We start from the raw sequence: 14,255 nt of genomic DNA, 5'->3' as shown, positions 1-14,255 counted from the left end.
CATGATCGCCCCTGCCCTGTCAGACGCGTTGGGCGCTTGGCTGGCAGGCCAACGCGCCCTTGCGGGTGCGGCAGAGAATACGCTGAAAGCCTATCAAACGGATGTGTTGGGCTTTCTGGCTTTCATGACCCAGTACAACGGCGACAGTCAGGGGCTTGCCCCGATTGCCCGCGTCACCGTGCGCGACATGCGCGCCTGGATGGCGCATGAACGCGGGCGCGGTGTGGGGGCCCGGTCTTTGGCGCGATCCTTGTCAGCCGTAAAATCCTTCTATCGCTGGTTGGCAGAGCGTGAAGGGTTTGAACCGACCGCCGTCCTGTCCACCCGAGCGCCAAAGTTTCAACGCAAGCTGCCCCGTCCGCTAGAAGTCGATGCCGCGTCGGCGATGATCGACACCGTCGAGTTGCAGGCAAGCGAACCTTGGGTCGCCGCCCGCGACATGGCGGTCGTGACCCTGCTTTACGGTTGTGGCTTGCGGATATCCGAGGCCTTGGGGCTGACCGGATCAGACGTGCCGCTGCCAGAGGTCCTGCGTATCATCGGCAAAGGCGGCAAGGAACGTATCGTGCCGGTGCTTGATGCCGCGCGTGATGCTGTTGATGCCTATGTTGATCTTTGCCCTTATGGGGTTGCCGCGGATGCGCCGATCTTTCGTGCCGTCCGTGGTGGGGTCCTGTCGCCGCGCGCAATCCAGAAAGTGATGGAACAGGCGCGCCTTCAACTGGGCCTGCCCGCCACCGCAACGCCGCATGCGATGCGCCATTCCTTTGCTACGCATCTATTGGCCGCTGGCGGTGATCTGCGCACGATCCAAGAACTTTTGGGTCATGCGTCCCTATCCACCACCCAAGCCTATACTGCGGTCGATGCAGCACACCTGATGTCCGTCTATGAAAAGGCGCATCCAAAAGCCTGACAATCGGTTGCCCCTGATAGGTTTTTCGACCATGACACTGTGATGACACTTCGCGCCAAAGCCCTTCTTGTTCACCTGCTCACCGCGACCGGCGCTGTTTTTGCCATGCTGGCGATGCTTGCTGCGGTTGAGGAAGAGTGGAGCCTGATGTTTCTTTGGCTCGTGGTCGCTTTTTTCGTCGATGGCATTGATGGACCTTTGGCGCGCAAATACGATGTGAAGACCAATGCGCCGGCCTTTGATGGTGTCTTGCTGGATCTGATTATCGACTATCTGACCTATGTCTTTGTGCCCGCTTATGCGCTGTTCAAGTCTGGCCTGCTGCCGGGTTGGACGGGGTGGTTTGCGATCATCATCATCACCTTTGCATCGGCCATGTATTTTGCAGATACACGCATGAAAACAAAGGATAACTCCTTTTCAGGGTTTCCGGGGTGCTGGAACATGCTGGTCTTGGTGATCTTTGCCTTACAGCCAAACTTCTGGGTCTCGCTGGTTCTTGTGGGCAGCCTTGCCATCACCATGTTCGTTCCGCTGAAATTCGTCCACCCGGTGCGGACCGAACGCTGGCGCATGGTCACGTTGCCGATGGCGTTGGGCTGGACATTCTTTGCTGGCTGGGCCGCTTGGGTCGATTTCTACCCCAACAGCTGGGCGCATTGGGGTTTGATTATCACGTCGGTCTATCTGCTCTTTGCAGGTGTGGCGCAGCAGATTATTCCAGAACGCAAGACGGCTTAGATCAGCAGCCCGGCCGCGCCTTCAAGCTTTAGCAGCGCAACCTTCGCTTCGATCCCGCCTGCCCCGGAATAGCCGCCTAAACCATTCGCCGCCAGAACACGGTGGCACGGTATGAGGATTGCAATGGGGTTAGCCCCGCAAGCCTGACCGATCGCTTGCGCCGAAACGTCCAATTCCTTCGCCAAATCGCCGTAGGTCCGCGTTTCACCGTAAGGAATAGCGCAGAGTGCCGCGTAGAACCTTTGTTGAAACGCGTTCCCGCGCGGTGCGACCGGCGTTTCGAATTGCTGCAAATCGCCGGCGAAATAGGCGGCCAGTTCATCTGCCATCTTTTGATACAACGGCCCATCGGTCAGCGTCCCATCTCGCCCCCAATGTAGGGCTGTGACTGCACCATCAGCCGCATCAGCGCCCAAAGCACCGACCGGAGAGTTTGGGCAAATCACGTCTTCAGCCCGCGCACAGCCATCATTGTTGCGGTGATGGTCGCGACCGTAGTTTCCTGCGTCCCGTCAATTGCTATCGCCCGTCCTTCGGTAAAGGTCAGGGTGCGCCCGGATTTCAGCACGTCGCCTTCGAACCGAAACGACTGCCCACGCGCGGGTGCCATGAAGCTGCATTTGAACTCGACCGTTAGCACTTCGCTTTCCGCATCCATCAGCGTGAGCGCCGCAAAACCGCAGGCGCTGTCCATGCCCGCTGTAATCGCCGCCGCATGGATGAACCCATGATGCTGTGTGAAGTCGGGATTGAACGGCATCTCCAAAACAACACGCCCCGGTGCCACATCCGCAACAGTGATCCCCATCGTTTGCATTGCACCCTGACGGTCAAAATCCGCCCGCATGCGTGCAACAGATTGGGGATCACCGTATTCCATTAGCCAAGCGCTTCGTTGCAGCGTCCGCAAACACCCGCATGTGCGTGCGTGCCGACATCCGGCAGAATCTTCCAGCAACGCTGGCATTTCTCGCCTTCGGCCTTGGCAAATATCACCGCGACGTCCGCCACTTCATCCAGACGGAACGCGCCTTCCGGGGCCACATCGGTCGACACGACGATGCCAGAGGTGATGCAGAGATCGTCAAAGCTGACCGTCTCCAACAACTTGGCTGTCTCCACACCAACATAGACGGTTGGTGCCGCTTCGAGCGACGCGCCGATGACTTTGGCCGTGCGCTCGACCTCAAGCGCGCCGGTCACGACCCGGCGCACTTTACGCACTTCCGTCCATTTCGCGGCCAACGCATCGTCGCGCCACTCGGTAGGGGTTTCCGCAAAATCCTCAAGGTGGATTGAGCTGTCGTCCGCGCCAAAGCGCTCCAACCAGACCTCTTCCATCGTGAAGGTCAGCATTGGCGCTAACCATTTCGTCAGGCGGTGGAACAGAATGTCCAGAACCGTACGCGCGGCGCGACGCCGGGTCGTGTCGCCATCGCAGTACAGCGCGTCTTTGCGGATATCGAAGTAGAAGGCCGACAGTTCAACCGTGGCAAAAGTAAAGACCGCCTGAAAGACGCCTTGGAAGTCATATTTCGCATAGCCTGCCCGCACCTGCTCATCCAACTCGGCCAAACGGTGTAGCACCCAGCGTTCCAGTTCCGGCATTTCGCTTGGCGTGATACGATCCGCTTCGCTGAAATCTGACAGCGATCCCAGCATAAAGCGCACAGTGTTCCGCAGGCGGCGATAGCTGTCGGCGACCCCTTTGAGGATCTCATCCCCGATCCGCAGGTCAGCCGTATAGTCCGACTGAGCCACCCAAAGCCGCAGGATATCCGCGCCATATTGATTGACCACCTGTTCGGGCGCGATGGTGTTCCCGATGGATTTGGACATCTTCATACCCTTCTGATCCAGCGTGAACCCATGCGTCAGAACCCCACGATAGGGCGCATGTCCCATGGTCCCGCAGGCCTGCAACATCGACGAATGGAACCAGCCACGGTGCTGATCAGTGCCTTCGAGGTAGAGGTCAGCCATCCCATCTTCGGACCCGTCTTCGCGGTCGCGCAGTACGAAGGCGTGGGTTGAACCACTGTCGAACCAGACGTCGAGAATATCGAAGACTTGGGTATAGTCTTCGTGATTGACTTCATTGCCCAGGAATCGCTCTTTCGCGCCTTCCTTGTACCATGCGTCAGCGCCCTCTTCCTCGAACGCTTGCAGCACGCGGGCGTTCACGGCCTCATTGCGCAACAGGTAATCGGGGTCGGTGGGCTGCGCATCTTTCTTCACGAAACACGTTAAAGGCACACCCCAAGCACGCTGGCGCGACAACACCCAGTCAGGCCGCGCCTCGATCATGGAGTATAGGCGGTTGCGACCTGTCTGCGGGGTCCACGTCACCAACTCGTCGATTGAGCGCAGCGCGCGTTCGCGAATGGTTGTGCCGTAGGTGTCTTGCCCGTCGTCGACAGCCTTGTCGATAGCGGCAAACCACTGTGGGCGGTTCAGGCGGATGACGGGCGCTTTGGACCGCCAGCTATGCGCGTCAGAGATCGTGATGCGCTTGCGGGCCAAAAGCGCGCCGACCTCGACCAGTTTCTCGATCACAACCTTATTCGCCCCACCGGGTTTCCCGTTGGGTTTCAGGATGCATTCACCGGCAAAGAACGGCAGATCATCGCGGTAGGAGCTGTCATCAAGGATGTTATAGGTCATCGGCAGGCCATGCTTGACCCCGATTGCATAGTCATCGTCACCATGGCTGGGGGCCGTATGCACAAAGCCCGTACCGGCATCATCAGTCACGTGATCACCGGGCAGCAGTGGCACATCGAAGTCCCATTCGCCGTTTGCACCTGTCGCGCCACGCAGCGGGTGTGCACAGGTCAGTTGCGCCAATTCGTCAGGCGTCACATCGCGCAGGCGGCGGTACATATCACCGTCCAAACGGGCGGCCGCAAAGGTATCGTCGGCCAGATTATCTGCCATGACCAGACGTTCGCCGATGGTGGCCCAGCATTCCTCTGGACGGGCGATAACCTCATAAAGGCCATAGCTGATCGACGGACCAAAACAGATCGCGCGGTTCTGCGGGATAGTCCATGGTGTCGTCGTCCAGATCATCACCTTGGCGCGCTCAAAGCCTTCGGGGCCTTTGACACAAGGGAACTTCACCCAGATCGCATCGGTCTGCCGGTCGTGATACTCGACCTCAGCCTCGGCCAGTGCGGTCTTTTCAACCGGCGACCACATCACCGGCTTGGACCCTTGATACAGCGTGCCGTTCATCAGGAACTTCTGGAATTCCTCAGCAATCACGCGCTCTGAGTGGAAATTCATTGTCAGATACGGGTCAGCCCAGTTACCGGTGATGCCCAGACGCTTGAATTCCTCGCGCTGGATATCAACCCAGCCCTCGGCGAACTTGCGGCATTCCTGCCGGAAGTCGACGACGTTCACATCGTCCTTGTCCCGGCCCTTGGCGCGGTATTTCTCTTCGATCTTCCATTCGATCGGCAGACCGTGGCAGTCCCAGCCGGGCACATACCGGGCATCGCGGCCCATCATCTGCTGGCTGCGTACGACCATATCTTTCAGGATCTTGTTCAGCGCATGGCCGATGTGCAGATGGCCGTTCGCATATGGCGGACCGTCATGCAAGGTGAATGGCTTGCGGCCTTTGGCCTTGTCGCGCAGGCGGTCGTAGACCCCGATTTTTTCCCACCGCTCCAGCCATTCAGGCTCGCGCTTGGGCAATCCGGCACGCATCGGAAAGTCAGTGCGGGGAAGGTTCAAGGTGGATTTGTAGTCAGTCGTTTCGGCGCACATGGGTGGCGTCCTTTAAGCAGTCATTTGGGAATTCGCGAAGGATCGGTGCGCATACGCAGACACCTTTTCCCGGCAGGCTTGAGCTGTTTCAAACCGCCGGGCAAATAATGCTTATGATCATCTGCCGCAACATGGAGTGGCTTATAGGGCGCGGCTGCAAAAGGGTAAAGGCACCAGTTTGCGCTTACTCAGACCCGCGCACAAAGTCCCAAACCTTGGAAATCGTCACCGACCCTTCACCAACAGCAGAGGCTACGCGTTTCACGGACCCGGCCCGCACATCGCCCACGGCGAAGATGCCGGGATGGGATGTCTCGTAAGGTGTTGCCATGCCCACATCCGGGCCCGTCAGGACGAACCCTTTGTCATCCAGATCAACCAAGCCGGACAGCCAGCCTGTGTTAGGGGCCGCACCCACCATGATGAAGGCCGCACGCGCGTCGATGGTGCGTTCGCTGCCATCTGCTTTGTGACGTACTGTCACCTGCTCTAAATGCCGATCGCCGTGCAGGTTGGTAATTTCGGATTGATAGTGGATCGTGATGGCAGGGTCCGCTTCCAGTCTGGACAACAAATAGTCGGACATTGAGGCCGCCAAACTGGGCCCACGCACCAGCACATGCACATGGCTTGCTGTGCGCGACAGATACATCGCGGCCTGCCCCGCAGAGTTACCGCCGCCGACAACAATTGCTTCGGTTTCGCGGCAATAGCGCGCTTCGACGTCAGTGGCGGCGTAATAGATACCGATGCCTTCAAAGTCTTCCAATCGTGGGATCGGCAAACGCCGATATTGTACGCCCGTTGCGACGACCACGGCCTTGGCACACACCTCGGTCCCGTCGTCCATGATCGCGCAAAACACACCGTCATCGCGTCGGGACAGGCTGGAAACCCGGCGCGGTACGGCAAATTGTGTGCCAAACTTCATCGCCTGCACTTCGCCGCGCCAGACAAGGTCCGCCCCGGAGATACCCGTCGGAAAGCCCATATAGTTCTCAATCCGTGATGAGGTGCCCGCCTGTCCGCCGATGGTCAGGTCTTCAACCACCAACGCCTTGAGCCCTTCGGCCCCGGCATAGACCCCGGCGGCTACACCAGCGGGTCCGCCGCCAACGATCAACACATCAAATATGCGATCTTCATGCACCGCCATATCCAAACCAAGAATGGCCGCGATTTTGGCAGGCGTTGGGTCATCCACAACCAAATGCTTGCCGAAAATAACCGCAGGCTTCGCCGCCCCAATATTGCACGAATGCGCCACCGCTTCGGCCTCATGCTCGCCCAGCGTGAGACTGCGGAAAGGAATGCGGTTGCGCCCGGCAAAGGCGGCGATCTGGCGGATAGTACGGTCTTCTTCGGCGCCGATCAGTGTCAGACTTGCCTCGCCGCTTTCCAGCAGACGCCTGCGGCGCGCAGCGAAAACCGTGATGATGATATCCGACATTTCCGGAATACGGCTCATCAGCGCCAGCATATCGGCGCGATCGACCGTCAGAATGGTCGACCGCTCCAGACAGCGCGCACCCATCATGGCGCTGCCACCTGACAAAAAACTGATTTCGCCAAAGAACTGCGTTGGCCCAAGATGGCCTTCCCCGTACTGCCCCCCAGTCCGTGGATCAATTGCAACAACGGCACCGTCAATCACATAGTGAAACGCATTCAGGTCGCTGCCTGCATCGACCAGCGTGGCACCTTCATCGAAAGTGCGGACGGTTCCGATTTTGCGCATCTCTTCCACATGGCTATCATGCAGCGGTGTTCGCACCATCGTGGCAAGGTCTTGGGCAAGCGCTTCCATCGGTGTCTCCTTGTGGTGAACAATAAGTTAGAGCACGAAACGACTGTCACCACTGAAAAATCCAAATGGTGATTTTGGCCAAAACTGCGCATTGCGCCGATCGCATTTCATGGCCACAACGCCCTTATGACAAAACTCTGTTCAATTGCAATTGTGGGGGCCGGGGTCGGTGGTTTGACCGCTGCTGCGCTATTGGCAGATCGCGGTCACCGTGTGAGCGTTTTTGACCAATTCGACACCCCGCAACCTGTGGGATCAGGGCTTGTTATACAACCCATCGGCCAAGCCGTTCTGGATCATATCGGTGCCGGTGAGACAGCCCGTACTCTGGGCAATCCCATTCAACGTATGTTGGGGCATGAGGCCGATAACGGGCGCAATGTTCTGAATGTCTGGTACGACAAACGCGCGGGTGGCCAGTTCGGCCTCGCCATTCACCGCGCCAGCCTGTTCGAGGCGATTTATCAGGCAGTGCAACAACGCGACATCACCACTCATACCAAAGCCCGCGTGACCGATGCCCGCTCGGGCATGATCCATTTGGCCGATGGCAAGGCGCATGGGCCCTTTGATCTGATCGTGGACAGTGCCGGTGCGGGATCACCCCTCTCACCGCTTAAATCGACGCCGCTGCCTTATGGCGCGATCTGGGGAACGGTTGATTGGCCCGATACCGATCTGCCGATGACCAACCTAAGCCAGTGTTACCGCCGTGCTGACAGGATGATCGGTGCCTTACCGATTGGCAAACTGCCGGGTGATGATACACCCAAGGCTGCGATCTTCTGGTCCTTGCCCCGCGACAGTCATGATGCGTGGGTCAAGACCGGTGTTGCCGCATGGCGCGCTGAGGCCACAGCACTTTGGCCTGCATTTGCCCCGTTCGCGGCACAGGTTGAAGGCCCCGAACAGATGACAATGGCACGCTATGCACATGGGACTTTACGCAAACCGTGGTCATCAGGTCTGGTGCATATTGGCGATGCCGCGCACAAAGCCAGCCCGCAATTGGGCCAAGGGGCGAATATGGCACTGCTGGATGCGCTGGCCCTGACCCGTGCGCTGGATGTGGCAAGCGGAGATGCCGCTTTGGCGCTTTATACCAAAGCACGGCGCTGGCATGTGATGGCGTACCAGGCGATGAGTGCGGCCTTCACCCCACAATATCAGTCGGACAGTCGCTGGTTACCTGTGTTGCGGGACCGATTGCTTTATCCATTGTCGCAAGTGCCACCCGGCCCCAGCGCCCTGACGGCGATTGTCTGTGGCAACATGCTGCCGCCTTTGCGTGGCTTGGGCCGCGTTTAGCGACAGAATGATCCGCTGCGATAGCGTGCTGTGTCAAAATGGAAGTGATCGCGGTGAAAGCGGTTGGCCTCTGGCCCTAGAACAGTGCCGAACGGACCGCAGGCCGCGCGCCACATCTGCCGCAACTGCGCGCCATCTTCGGCAGAATCCCAATCGGTGAGTAATGTCATTTCGGTGCCATCGCGCAACCTTATCCCCGCAATGTCGATAGCCCGCCCGAATGCATGCTCAGACAGTCGCGCGCCGGGCTGATTGTTGCGGGTCCGGCAGGCGTAATGCGACACGACACGCAAAGATGAAGCCCCGCCGCCTTCGGCCCCAACGGCAGGCAGGACCCCACGTTCCACCCATGTTTTCAGCGCGCGGGCCGTCGGACAATCAATTGTGGCCCGCGGACTGAGGGTGACGCCAGCGACGGACCTTAACTTTACGGCGCCTTCAACACCGCAGGCACCTGCACCGTTGATGCGGCCAATCGTTGTGCCTTGTATTGCAGGATCACCGCAGACCTGCCCGCGCAAACGTGCGACACGGCGGGCCTCTGCGGCGGTTTCAATAGAGGCTGGCCGCACCGATGGACGCGGCGACGTCGCGATGGCATTGGGACTGAAGGCAAACAACCCGATCTCAGCCCGAAACAGCGGGCGCGTTTGCGCGCCAAACGCCAGATCAGGCCGCTCAAACGGGCGCGCAACAGGACGCAGATCTGATGCAGCCAATGATCCCCGCGCGATGGGGCGTATCGTGTCTTCATCGGGCGTCAGTACATCTATTGCAACAGCGACAGGTGGCACAGGCCGGGCGATGGGGCGGACGATATCCTGCGCCAGCACCGGGCCAGCCGCTATTAAGGCGACGCCTACTGCCGCCCAGCGCATCACTTTTTGCGGGCCTTCACGCGGCCAAAATCAGGCGCGTCGGTATCTTGTCCTGCTTCAATAATCCCACGCCGGATGGACCGCGTCCGCGTAAAGTAGTCATGCAGATGGTCGCCGTCACCTTGCCGGATGGCGCGTTGCAGGGCGAAAAGCTCTTCGGTGAAGCGCCCGAGGATTTCCAGCGTCGCTTCCTTGTTATTCAGGAATACGTCCCGCCACATCACTGGATCAGAGGCCGCAATGCGGGTGAAATCGCGAAAACCTGCGGCAGAATACTTGATCACTTCGCTATCAGTTACACGGCGCAGATCATCTGCAACACCCACCATCGTGTAGGCGATCAGGTGCGGTGTGTGGCTGGTGACGGCCAGCACAAGGTCATGGTGATCGGCATCCATCGTTTCTGTCAAAGCACCGATCCCGGTCCAGAGGCTGGTCAGCCGGTCAACCGCCTGCGGATCGCTGCCTTCAACCGGAACGATGATCGTGTAACGGTTGTCAAAAAGCTCGGCAAACCCGGATCGCGGACCAGAGTGTTCCGTGCCTGCCAGCGGGTGCGCTGGTATAAAATGCACGCCTTCAGGAATGTAAGGCCCAACGGCATCAACCACTGTGCGCTTGACCGAACCAACGTCGCTAACGGTCGTGCCGGGTTTAAGGGCGGGACCGATTTCTTTGGCCACAGCCTCCATCGCACCGACGGGCACACACAGGACGACCAAATTAGCATCTTTGACCGCCTCCGCCGCAGTATCACAAACGCGATCACACAGGCCTATCTCGCGGGCGATATCGCGGGTTTCCGCAGATCGTGCATAACCGACGATTTCACCCGCAAGCCCAGCGCGCCGCATGGCGTGACACATCGACGACGCAATCAGACCCAGCCCGATCAGCGCTACCCGTTCGTAAATCTGCGCCATCAAGCGGCCCCTTTGAACTGCGCCACAGCATGGGCGACGCGGCGGCATGCGCTTTCGTCACCCACGGTGATCCGCAGGCAGTGCGGCAGGCCGTAACCCGCAACGCGCCGCACGATGATGCCTGCGCTGCGCAGGTGATCATCACATGCGTTGGCCTCGGCCTCATCGGTGAAGCGGGCAAGGATGAAGTTGGCGGTCGAGGTGTCCGACGGCACACCCAATTCCGCCAGCGCATTGGCTAACCAATCGCGCCACTTCGCATTCTCAACGCGGCATTTCTCGGTATGTTCAGTATCGCGCACAGCTGCTTCGGCGGCCGCCAGCGCGGCAGCGGACAGGTTGAATGGCCCTCTGATACGGTTGAGCACATCAATCACGTTCTGCGGCCCGTAACCCCAGCCGACGCGCATTCCACCCAGCCCGTAGATTTTTGAAAATGTGCGCGACATGATCACATTGTCGCGGGCCTCGACCAAGGCTTTGCCCGCATCAAAACCATCGACAAACTCAGCATAGGCGCCATCCAGCACCAAAAGCGTTTGTGGCGGCAGCCCTTCGGCCAGACGCGCGACTTCTGCACTGCCGATCATTGTGCCTGTCGGGTTTGCAGGGTTAGCAATGAACACCAGTTTGGTTTTGCCTGTGCAGGCCGCAAGGATCGCATCCACATCCACCACGCGCTCATTCTCGGGGACCACAACCGGGGTCGCGCCACAAGCGTGTGCGTAGATCGGGTACATCGAAAACCCGTGTTCGGTGAATACCACTTCATCGCCTGGTCCTGCATAGGCCTCGGCCAGCAGTTTTAGCACATCCCCTGACCCGACGCCGCAAAACACGCGGGAGGCATCTACATTCCAAACGTCCGCAATCGCGGCGCGTAGGGCGGCATGATCGGTGGACGGATAGCGGTGCAGGTCGTGAGTGGCGCGCACAACGGCCTCTTTCGCGGCGTCGCTTGGGCCGAGAGGGTTTTCGTTTGAGGACAGCTTGAGCACATTGCTGACCCCATCCAAATGGGACGCCCCACCTTGGTACAACGCGATATCCAAAATGCCCGGTTGAGGTTGAATGCCGTCAGCCATAGTTACGTTCCCGTGTCGTTTCGCCCGTTCTATCGCCCCGCCCGGTGCAAGGCCAGTGCCAAGGTGGGCTGGGGCGATTTGTCTGACCACAGCGCGTTTTTGGCAATCCCGCGAAAGCGCGCCACCCTGCCGATTGCTAGATCAGACACATGACATCCCAAGACCACCTCACCCAGTCCTATGACATTGCCGCAAGCCAATGGCGCACCAAGATCGAGGGACTTGGTTATGCCGCGGCCTATCGCTGGATGATCGCCGCCTGCGGGCTGCGGACCCAACATGCCCATGCCATTGATGTAGGCTGTGGAACCGGTGACTTCAGCCGCGCCTTGATTGAGGTTGCAGGACCGCCCAAATGCCTCACGCTGCTTGACCCGGCAGAGCAAATGGTGGCGACGGCAACGCGGTCACTGACGCATATCGCACCGGACCTGAAACCTGTGGTTGCGGGACTAGAGGATGCTGTCAAACACCCCCATGATATTATCCTTTGCGCCCACGTCATCGAACATTTCTCTGATCCGTGCGCCGCACTTGCGCTGCTGGGAACCCAGCTTGCGCCAGATGGAAAGCTGTTGCTGATCGTCAGCAAACCGCATTGGTGCAATTGGATCATCTGGGTGCGGTGGCGGCACCGGATGATCCGTCCGACGCGCATGTTGGAGTACTTCGCCCAAACCGGTCTGTCATGCGAATGGGATGCCCCCTTTCTTGCGGGCCCACCCAGCCGATCAAGCCACGCCTATCTTGTCACCCACCAGCGAAAGACACCCCAATGATCTATGTCGAAGTCAATTTCAGCGTCGCCCCAAAAGATCGCACCGCAGCCGTCGATTGCCTGACAAAAGAGGCACCCGTCATGCAGGGCTTGCCCGGCAATCGGGGATGCCGGGTGCTGGTTGATCCGGTGGCTGATGATGCCGTCACCCTGCTCCACCAGTGGGACGATCTGGCCAGTCTTGACGCCTATCGCACTGGCCCGCTTTTTGCACAGGTCGGAGGGGTCTTGCGCCCGATGATGACGGGTGCACCCAGCACGGTGGTTTATGAAGCCTCGGCCATCGGCTAACCTGTCGCCATGTCATCCCTGCCCGCCTATTGCGTTTATCGCGACTTCCCGCCCGAGGAAGACAAGTCGGTCCAATTCGACCGGCACTATCTGCTTTATGCCGCCAAGGGGACGATGCGATTGCAAGCGGAGGGGCGATCCTGGACCGTAGCGCCTGCCCGGGCGGCGCTCATCGCAGCGGGTGCGCCCATTACGCTTTCAATTGCGACGACCATCACCTGTTGTTCAGCACTGTTTTCACCAGACGTGTACGACGCACCCAAAGCGCCCTTACGGGTATTGGACATGTCCCCGCTGGCACGCGAGTTGGTCTTGGCCTGTCGAGACTATGCACCAGAGTTGGAAACGCTGCCTGCCGAGGGCAAACAGCTTTTTGATACGCTTTACATGCTGGTGTCCAAGGCGGCTGGTGCCCCCAACGACATGTGGATGCCTGTTGCCCAATCTGAACCCGTCTTTGCGGCATTGAAGATCACCGAAACGCAATTGGCGCGCCCTATGGGCTTTGGAGAGATTGCCGCAAAGGTCGGCATGACCGAACGGACCCTTGCGCGCCGCTTCCAAGACGAACTGGGCATGCCATGGCGTGATTGTGTGCGCAGGCTCCGCATTATTCGCGCGGTCGAGGCTTTGGCCGATCCAGATCGCCAAATCACGCAGATCGCATTGGACGTTGGCTATAGCTCGTCCAGTGCATTCAACAGCGCATTTCTGGATTTTACCGGGCAGACCCCGACAGCTTTCCGCAATCTGGAATGAAAAAAGCCGCCCCGGATAGGAGCGGCTTTCAAAATTCAGATCAGGCGAAGATTAGTTCTTCGCGTAGAATTCGACGACGAGGTTTGGTTCCATCGTCACCGGGTAAGGTACATCGCCCAGAGCAGGTGTGCGTGTGAACGTCGCTGTCATCTTGTTGTGGTCGACGTCCATGTAGTCAGGCACATCACGCTCTGGCAGCTGGGATGCGACCAAGACCAGCTCAAGCTGCTTGGACTTCTGACGTACTTCGATCACGTCGCCTTCTTTCACGCGGTAGGACGGAATGTTCACGCGCTTGCCGTTCACTGTGACGTGGCCGTGGTTCACGAACTGGCGTGCGGCAAAGACGGTTGGCACGAACTTGGCACGGTAGACAACAGCGTCCAGACGGCGCTCCAGCAGACCGATCAGGTTTTCACCTGTATCGCCTTTGACACGCTCGGCTTCGCCATAGATGCGGCGGAACTGCTTTTCTGTCAGATCGCCATAGTACCCTTTCAGCTTTTGCTTTGCGCGCAGCTGTGTGCCGAAGTCGGACAGTTTGCCCTTGCGGCGCTGACCGTGCTGGCCGGGGCCATATTCACGACGGTTGACGGGGGATTTTGGACGACCCCAGATGTTTTCGCCCATCCGGCGGTCAATTTTGTACTTGGCAGCGGTACGTTTAGTCATACGCTGATCTCCTTCTAAAAGAACCCCGAAGGGCGTGAAGGGCGTTGTCCTTTCCCCGGATTTGGCCGGGGCGACAGGGTTCCGCTTGCGCGGGCCACCAACACCAATGAATGGGCGGCTTATAGAGGGGATTCTGGTGGTGTCAACGACGAAGGTGGCGCTGTTCATTCAGTGTAATCCACGTGACTTACGAATGTACAGATTACGGCCAATTGTCGACAAATGGATTCAATATCGGTTCCTTGGGGTGGTAAAAAGGATCCAGCGTGCCAGTTTCTTTCTTCGTTTTGTTAACCAGTGTGGCAACCGTATGGCTAATC

14 protein-coding genes are annotated in these 14,255 nt (G+C 58.8%); 6 read left to right on the top strand and 8 right to left on the bottom strand.

Translation table 11 applies throughout. The annotated features are described in order from the left end of the window. The first annotated feature begins 1 nt into the window (after position 1). On the top strand, positions 2-916 hold the full coding sequence (locus tag MWU60_RS07785; RefSeq protein ID WP_247226677.1) for a tyrosine recombinase XerC: 915 nt from the start codon (positions 2-4) through the stop codon (positions 914-916). Between the two features lie 42 nt (positions 917-958). Continuing rightward, a complete protein-coding gene (locus MWU60_RS07780; RefSeq protein ID WP_247226676.1) occupies positions 959-1,657 on the top strand; it encodes a CDP-alcohol phosphatidyltransferase family protein in 699 nt (232 codons plus the stop codon). On the opposite strand, the gene MWU60_RS07775 is transcribed toward MWU60_RS07780, so the two are convergent. From MWU60_RS07775 to MWU60_RS07760, 4 genes are all read right to left on the bottom strand, one after another. Next, complete coding sequence (locus tag MWU60_RS07775) at positions 1,654-2,103, bottom strand: methylated-DNA--[protein]-cysteine S-methyltransferase (RefSeq protein WP_247226675.1); 450 nt, start codon at positions 2,101-2,103, stop codon at positions 1,654-1,656. The genes MWU60_RS07780 and MWU60_RS07775 overlap by 4 nt on opposite strands. Beyond that, positions 2,100-2,537 carry a PaaI family thioesterase gene (locus MWU60_RS07770; protein WP_247226674.1) on the bottom strand — a complete coding sequence of 146 codons (438 nt, stop codon included), beginning with the start codon at positions 2,535-2,537 and terminating at the stop codon, positions 2,100-2,102. The genes MWU60_RS07775 and MWU60_RS07770 overlap by 4 nt, the downstream gene beginning before the upstream one ends. Then, positions 2,537-5,434 (bottom strand): isoleucine--tRNA ligase, encoded by a 2,898-nt coding sequence (ileS, locus tag MWU60_RS07765; protein WP_247226673.1) that lies wholly within the window; start codon positions 5,432-5,434, stop codon positions 2,537-2,539. Before ileS ends, MWU60_RS07770 begins: the two co-directional genes overlap by 1 nt. A 184-nt stretch (positions 5,435-5,618) precedes the next feature. Further along, positions 5,619-7,241, bottom strand: a complete 1,623-nt coding sequence (locus MWU60_RS07760; protein WP_247226672.1) for a cyclic nucleotide-binding domain-containing thioredoxin-disulfide reductase — start codon at positions 7,239-7,241, stop codon at positions 5,619-5,621. Between the two features lie 126 nt (positions 7,242-7,367). On the opposite strand from MWU60_RS07760, the gene MWU60_RS07755 reads away from it, so the two are divergent. Further along, positions 7,368-8,549, top strand: a complete 1,182-nt coding sequence (locus MWU60_RS07755) for an NAD(P)/FAD-dependent oxidoreductase (protein WP_247226671.1) — start codon at positions 7,368-7,370, stop codon at positions 8,547-8,549. Here MWU60_RS07755 and MWU60_RS07750 read toward each other — a convergent pair. From MWU60_RS07750 to hisC, 3 genes are read right to left on the bottom strand one after another with little or no spacing between them, the layout of a single operon-like run. Continuing rightward, positions 8,546-9,430 (bottom strand): extensin family protein, encoded by an 885-nt coding sequence (locus MWU60_RS07750; RefSeq protein ID WP_247226670.1) that lies wholly within the window; start codon positions 9,428-9,430, stop codon positions 8,546-8,548. The two genes, MWU60_RS07755 and MWU60_RS07750, sit on opposite strands and share 4 nt — an antisense overlap. Continuing rightward, positions 9,427-10,350, bottom strand: coding sequence for a prephenate/arogenate dehydrogenase family protein (locus MWU60_RS07745; RefSeq protein WP_247226669.1), 924 nt, complete (start codon positions 10,348-10,350; stop codon positions 9,427-9,429). The genes MWU60_RS07750 and MWU60_RS07745 overlap by 4 nt, the downstream gene beginning before the upstream one ends. Then, positions 10,350-11,435, bottom strand: coding sequence for a histidinol-phosphate transaminase (gene hisC / locus MWU60_RS07740; protein WP_247226668.1), 1,086 nt, complete (start codon positions 11,433-11,435; stop codon positions 10,350-10,352). Before hisC ends, MWU60_RS07745 begins: the two co-directional genes overlap by 1 nt. A 149-nt stretch (positions 11,436-11,584) precedes the next feature. Here hisC and MWU60_RS07735 point away from each other — a divergent pair, with 149 nt between their 5' ends. Genes MWU60_RS07735 through MWU60_RS07725 form a run of 3 tightly spaced genes read left to right on the top strand, consistent with a single transcriptional unit; the run spans position 11,585 to position 13,263 of the window. Next, complete coding sequence (locus tag MWU60_RS07735) at positions 11,585-12,214, top strand: class I SAM-dependent methyltransferase (RefSeq protein ID WP_247226667.1); 630 nt, start codon at positions 11,585-11,587, stop codon at positions 12,212-12,214. Further along, positions 12,211-12,504 (top strand): antibiotic biosynthesis monooxygenase family protein, encoded by a 294-nt coding sequence (locus MWU60_RS07730; RefSeq protein WP_247226666.1) that lies wholly within the window; start codon positions 12,211-12,213, stop codon positions 12,502-12,504. The genes MWU60_RS07735 and MWU60_RS07730 overlap by 4 nt, the downstream gene beginning before the upstream one ends. Before the next feature lie 9 nt (positions 12,505-12,513). Next, a complete protein-coding gene (locus MWU60_RS07725) occupies positions 12,514-13,263 on the top strand; it encodes a helix-turn-helix transcriptional regulator (RefSeq protein WP_247226665.1) in 750 nt (249 codons plus the stop codon). A gap of 51 nt (positions 13,264-13,314) precedes the next feature. On the opposite strand, the gene rpsD is transcribed toward MWU60_RS07725, so the two are convergent. Next, on the bottom strand, positions 13,315-13,935 hold the full coding sequence (gene rpsD / locus MWU60_RS07720) for a 30S ribosomal protein S4 (protein WP_247226664.1): 621 nt from the start codon (positions 13,933-13,935) through the stop codon (positions 13,315-13,317). Between the last annotated feature and the right edge of the window lie 320 nt (positions 13,936-14,255).

Origin of the sequence: Yoonia sp. F2084L (assembly GCF_023015625.1) — a bacterium.
Classification (GTDB): Bacteria; Pseudomonadota; Alphaproteobacteria; order Rhodobacterales; family Rhodobacteraceae; genus Yoonia.
Note: the sequence above shows the minus strand (reverse complement) of the source record. Positions and strands in the feature narration are given on the sequence as shown.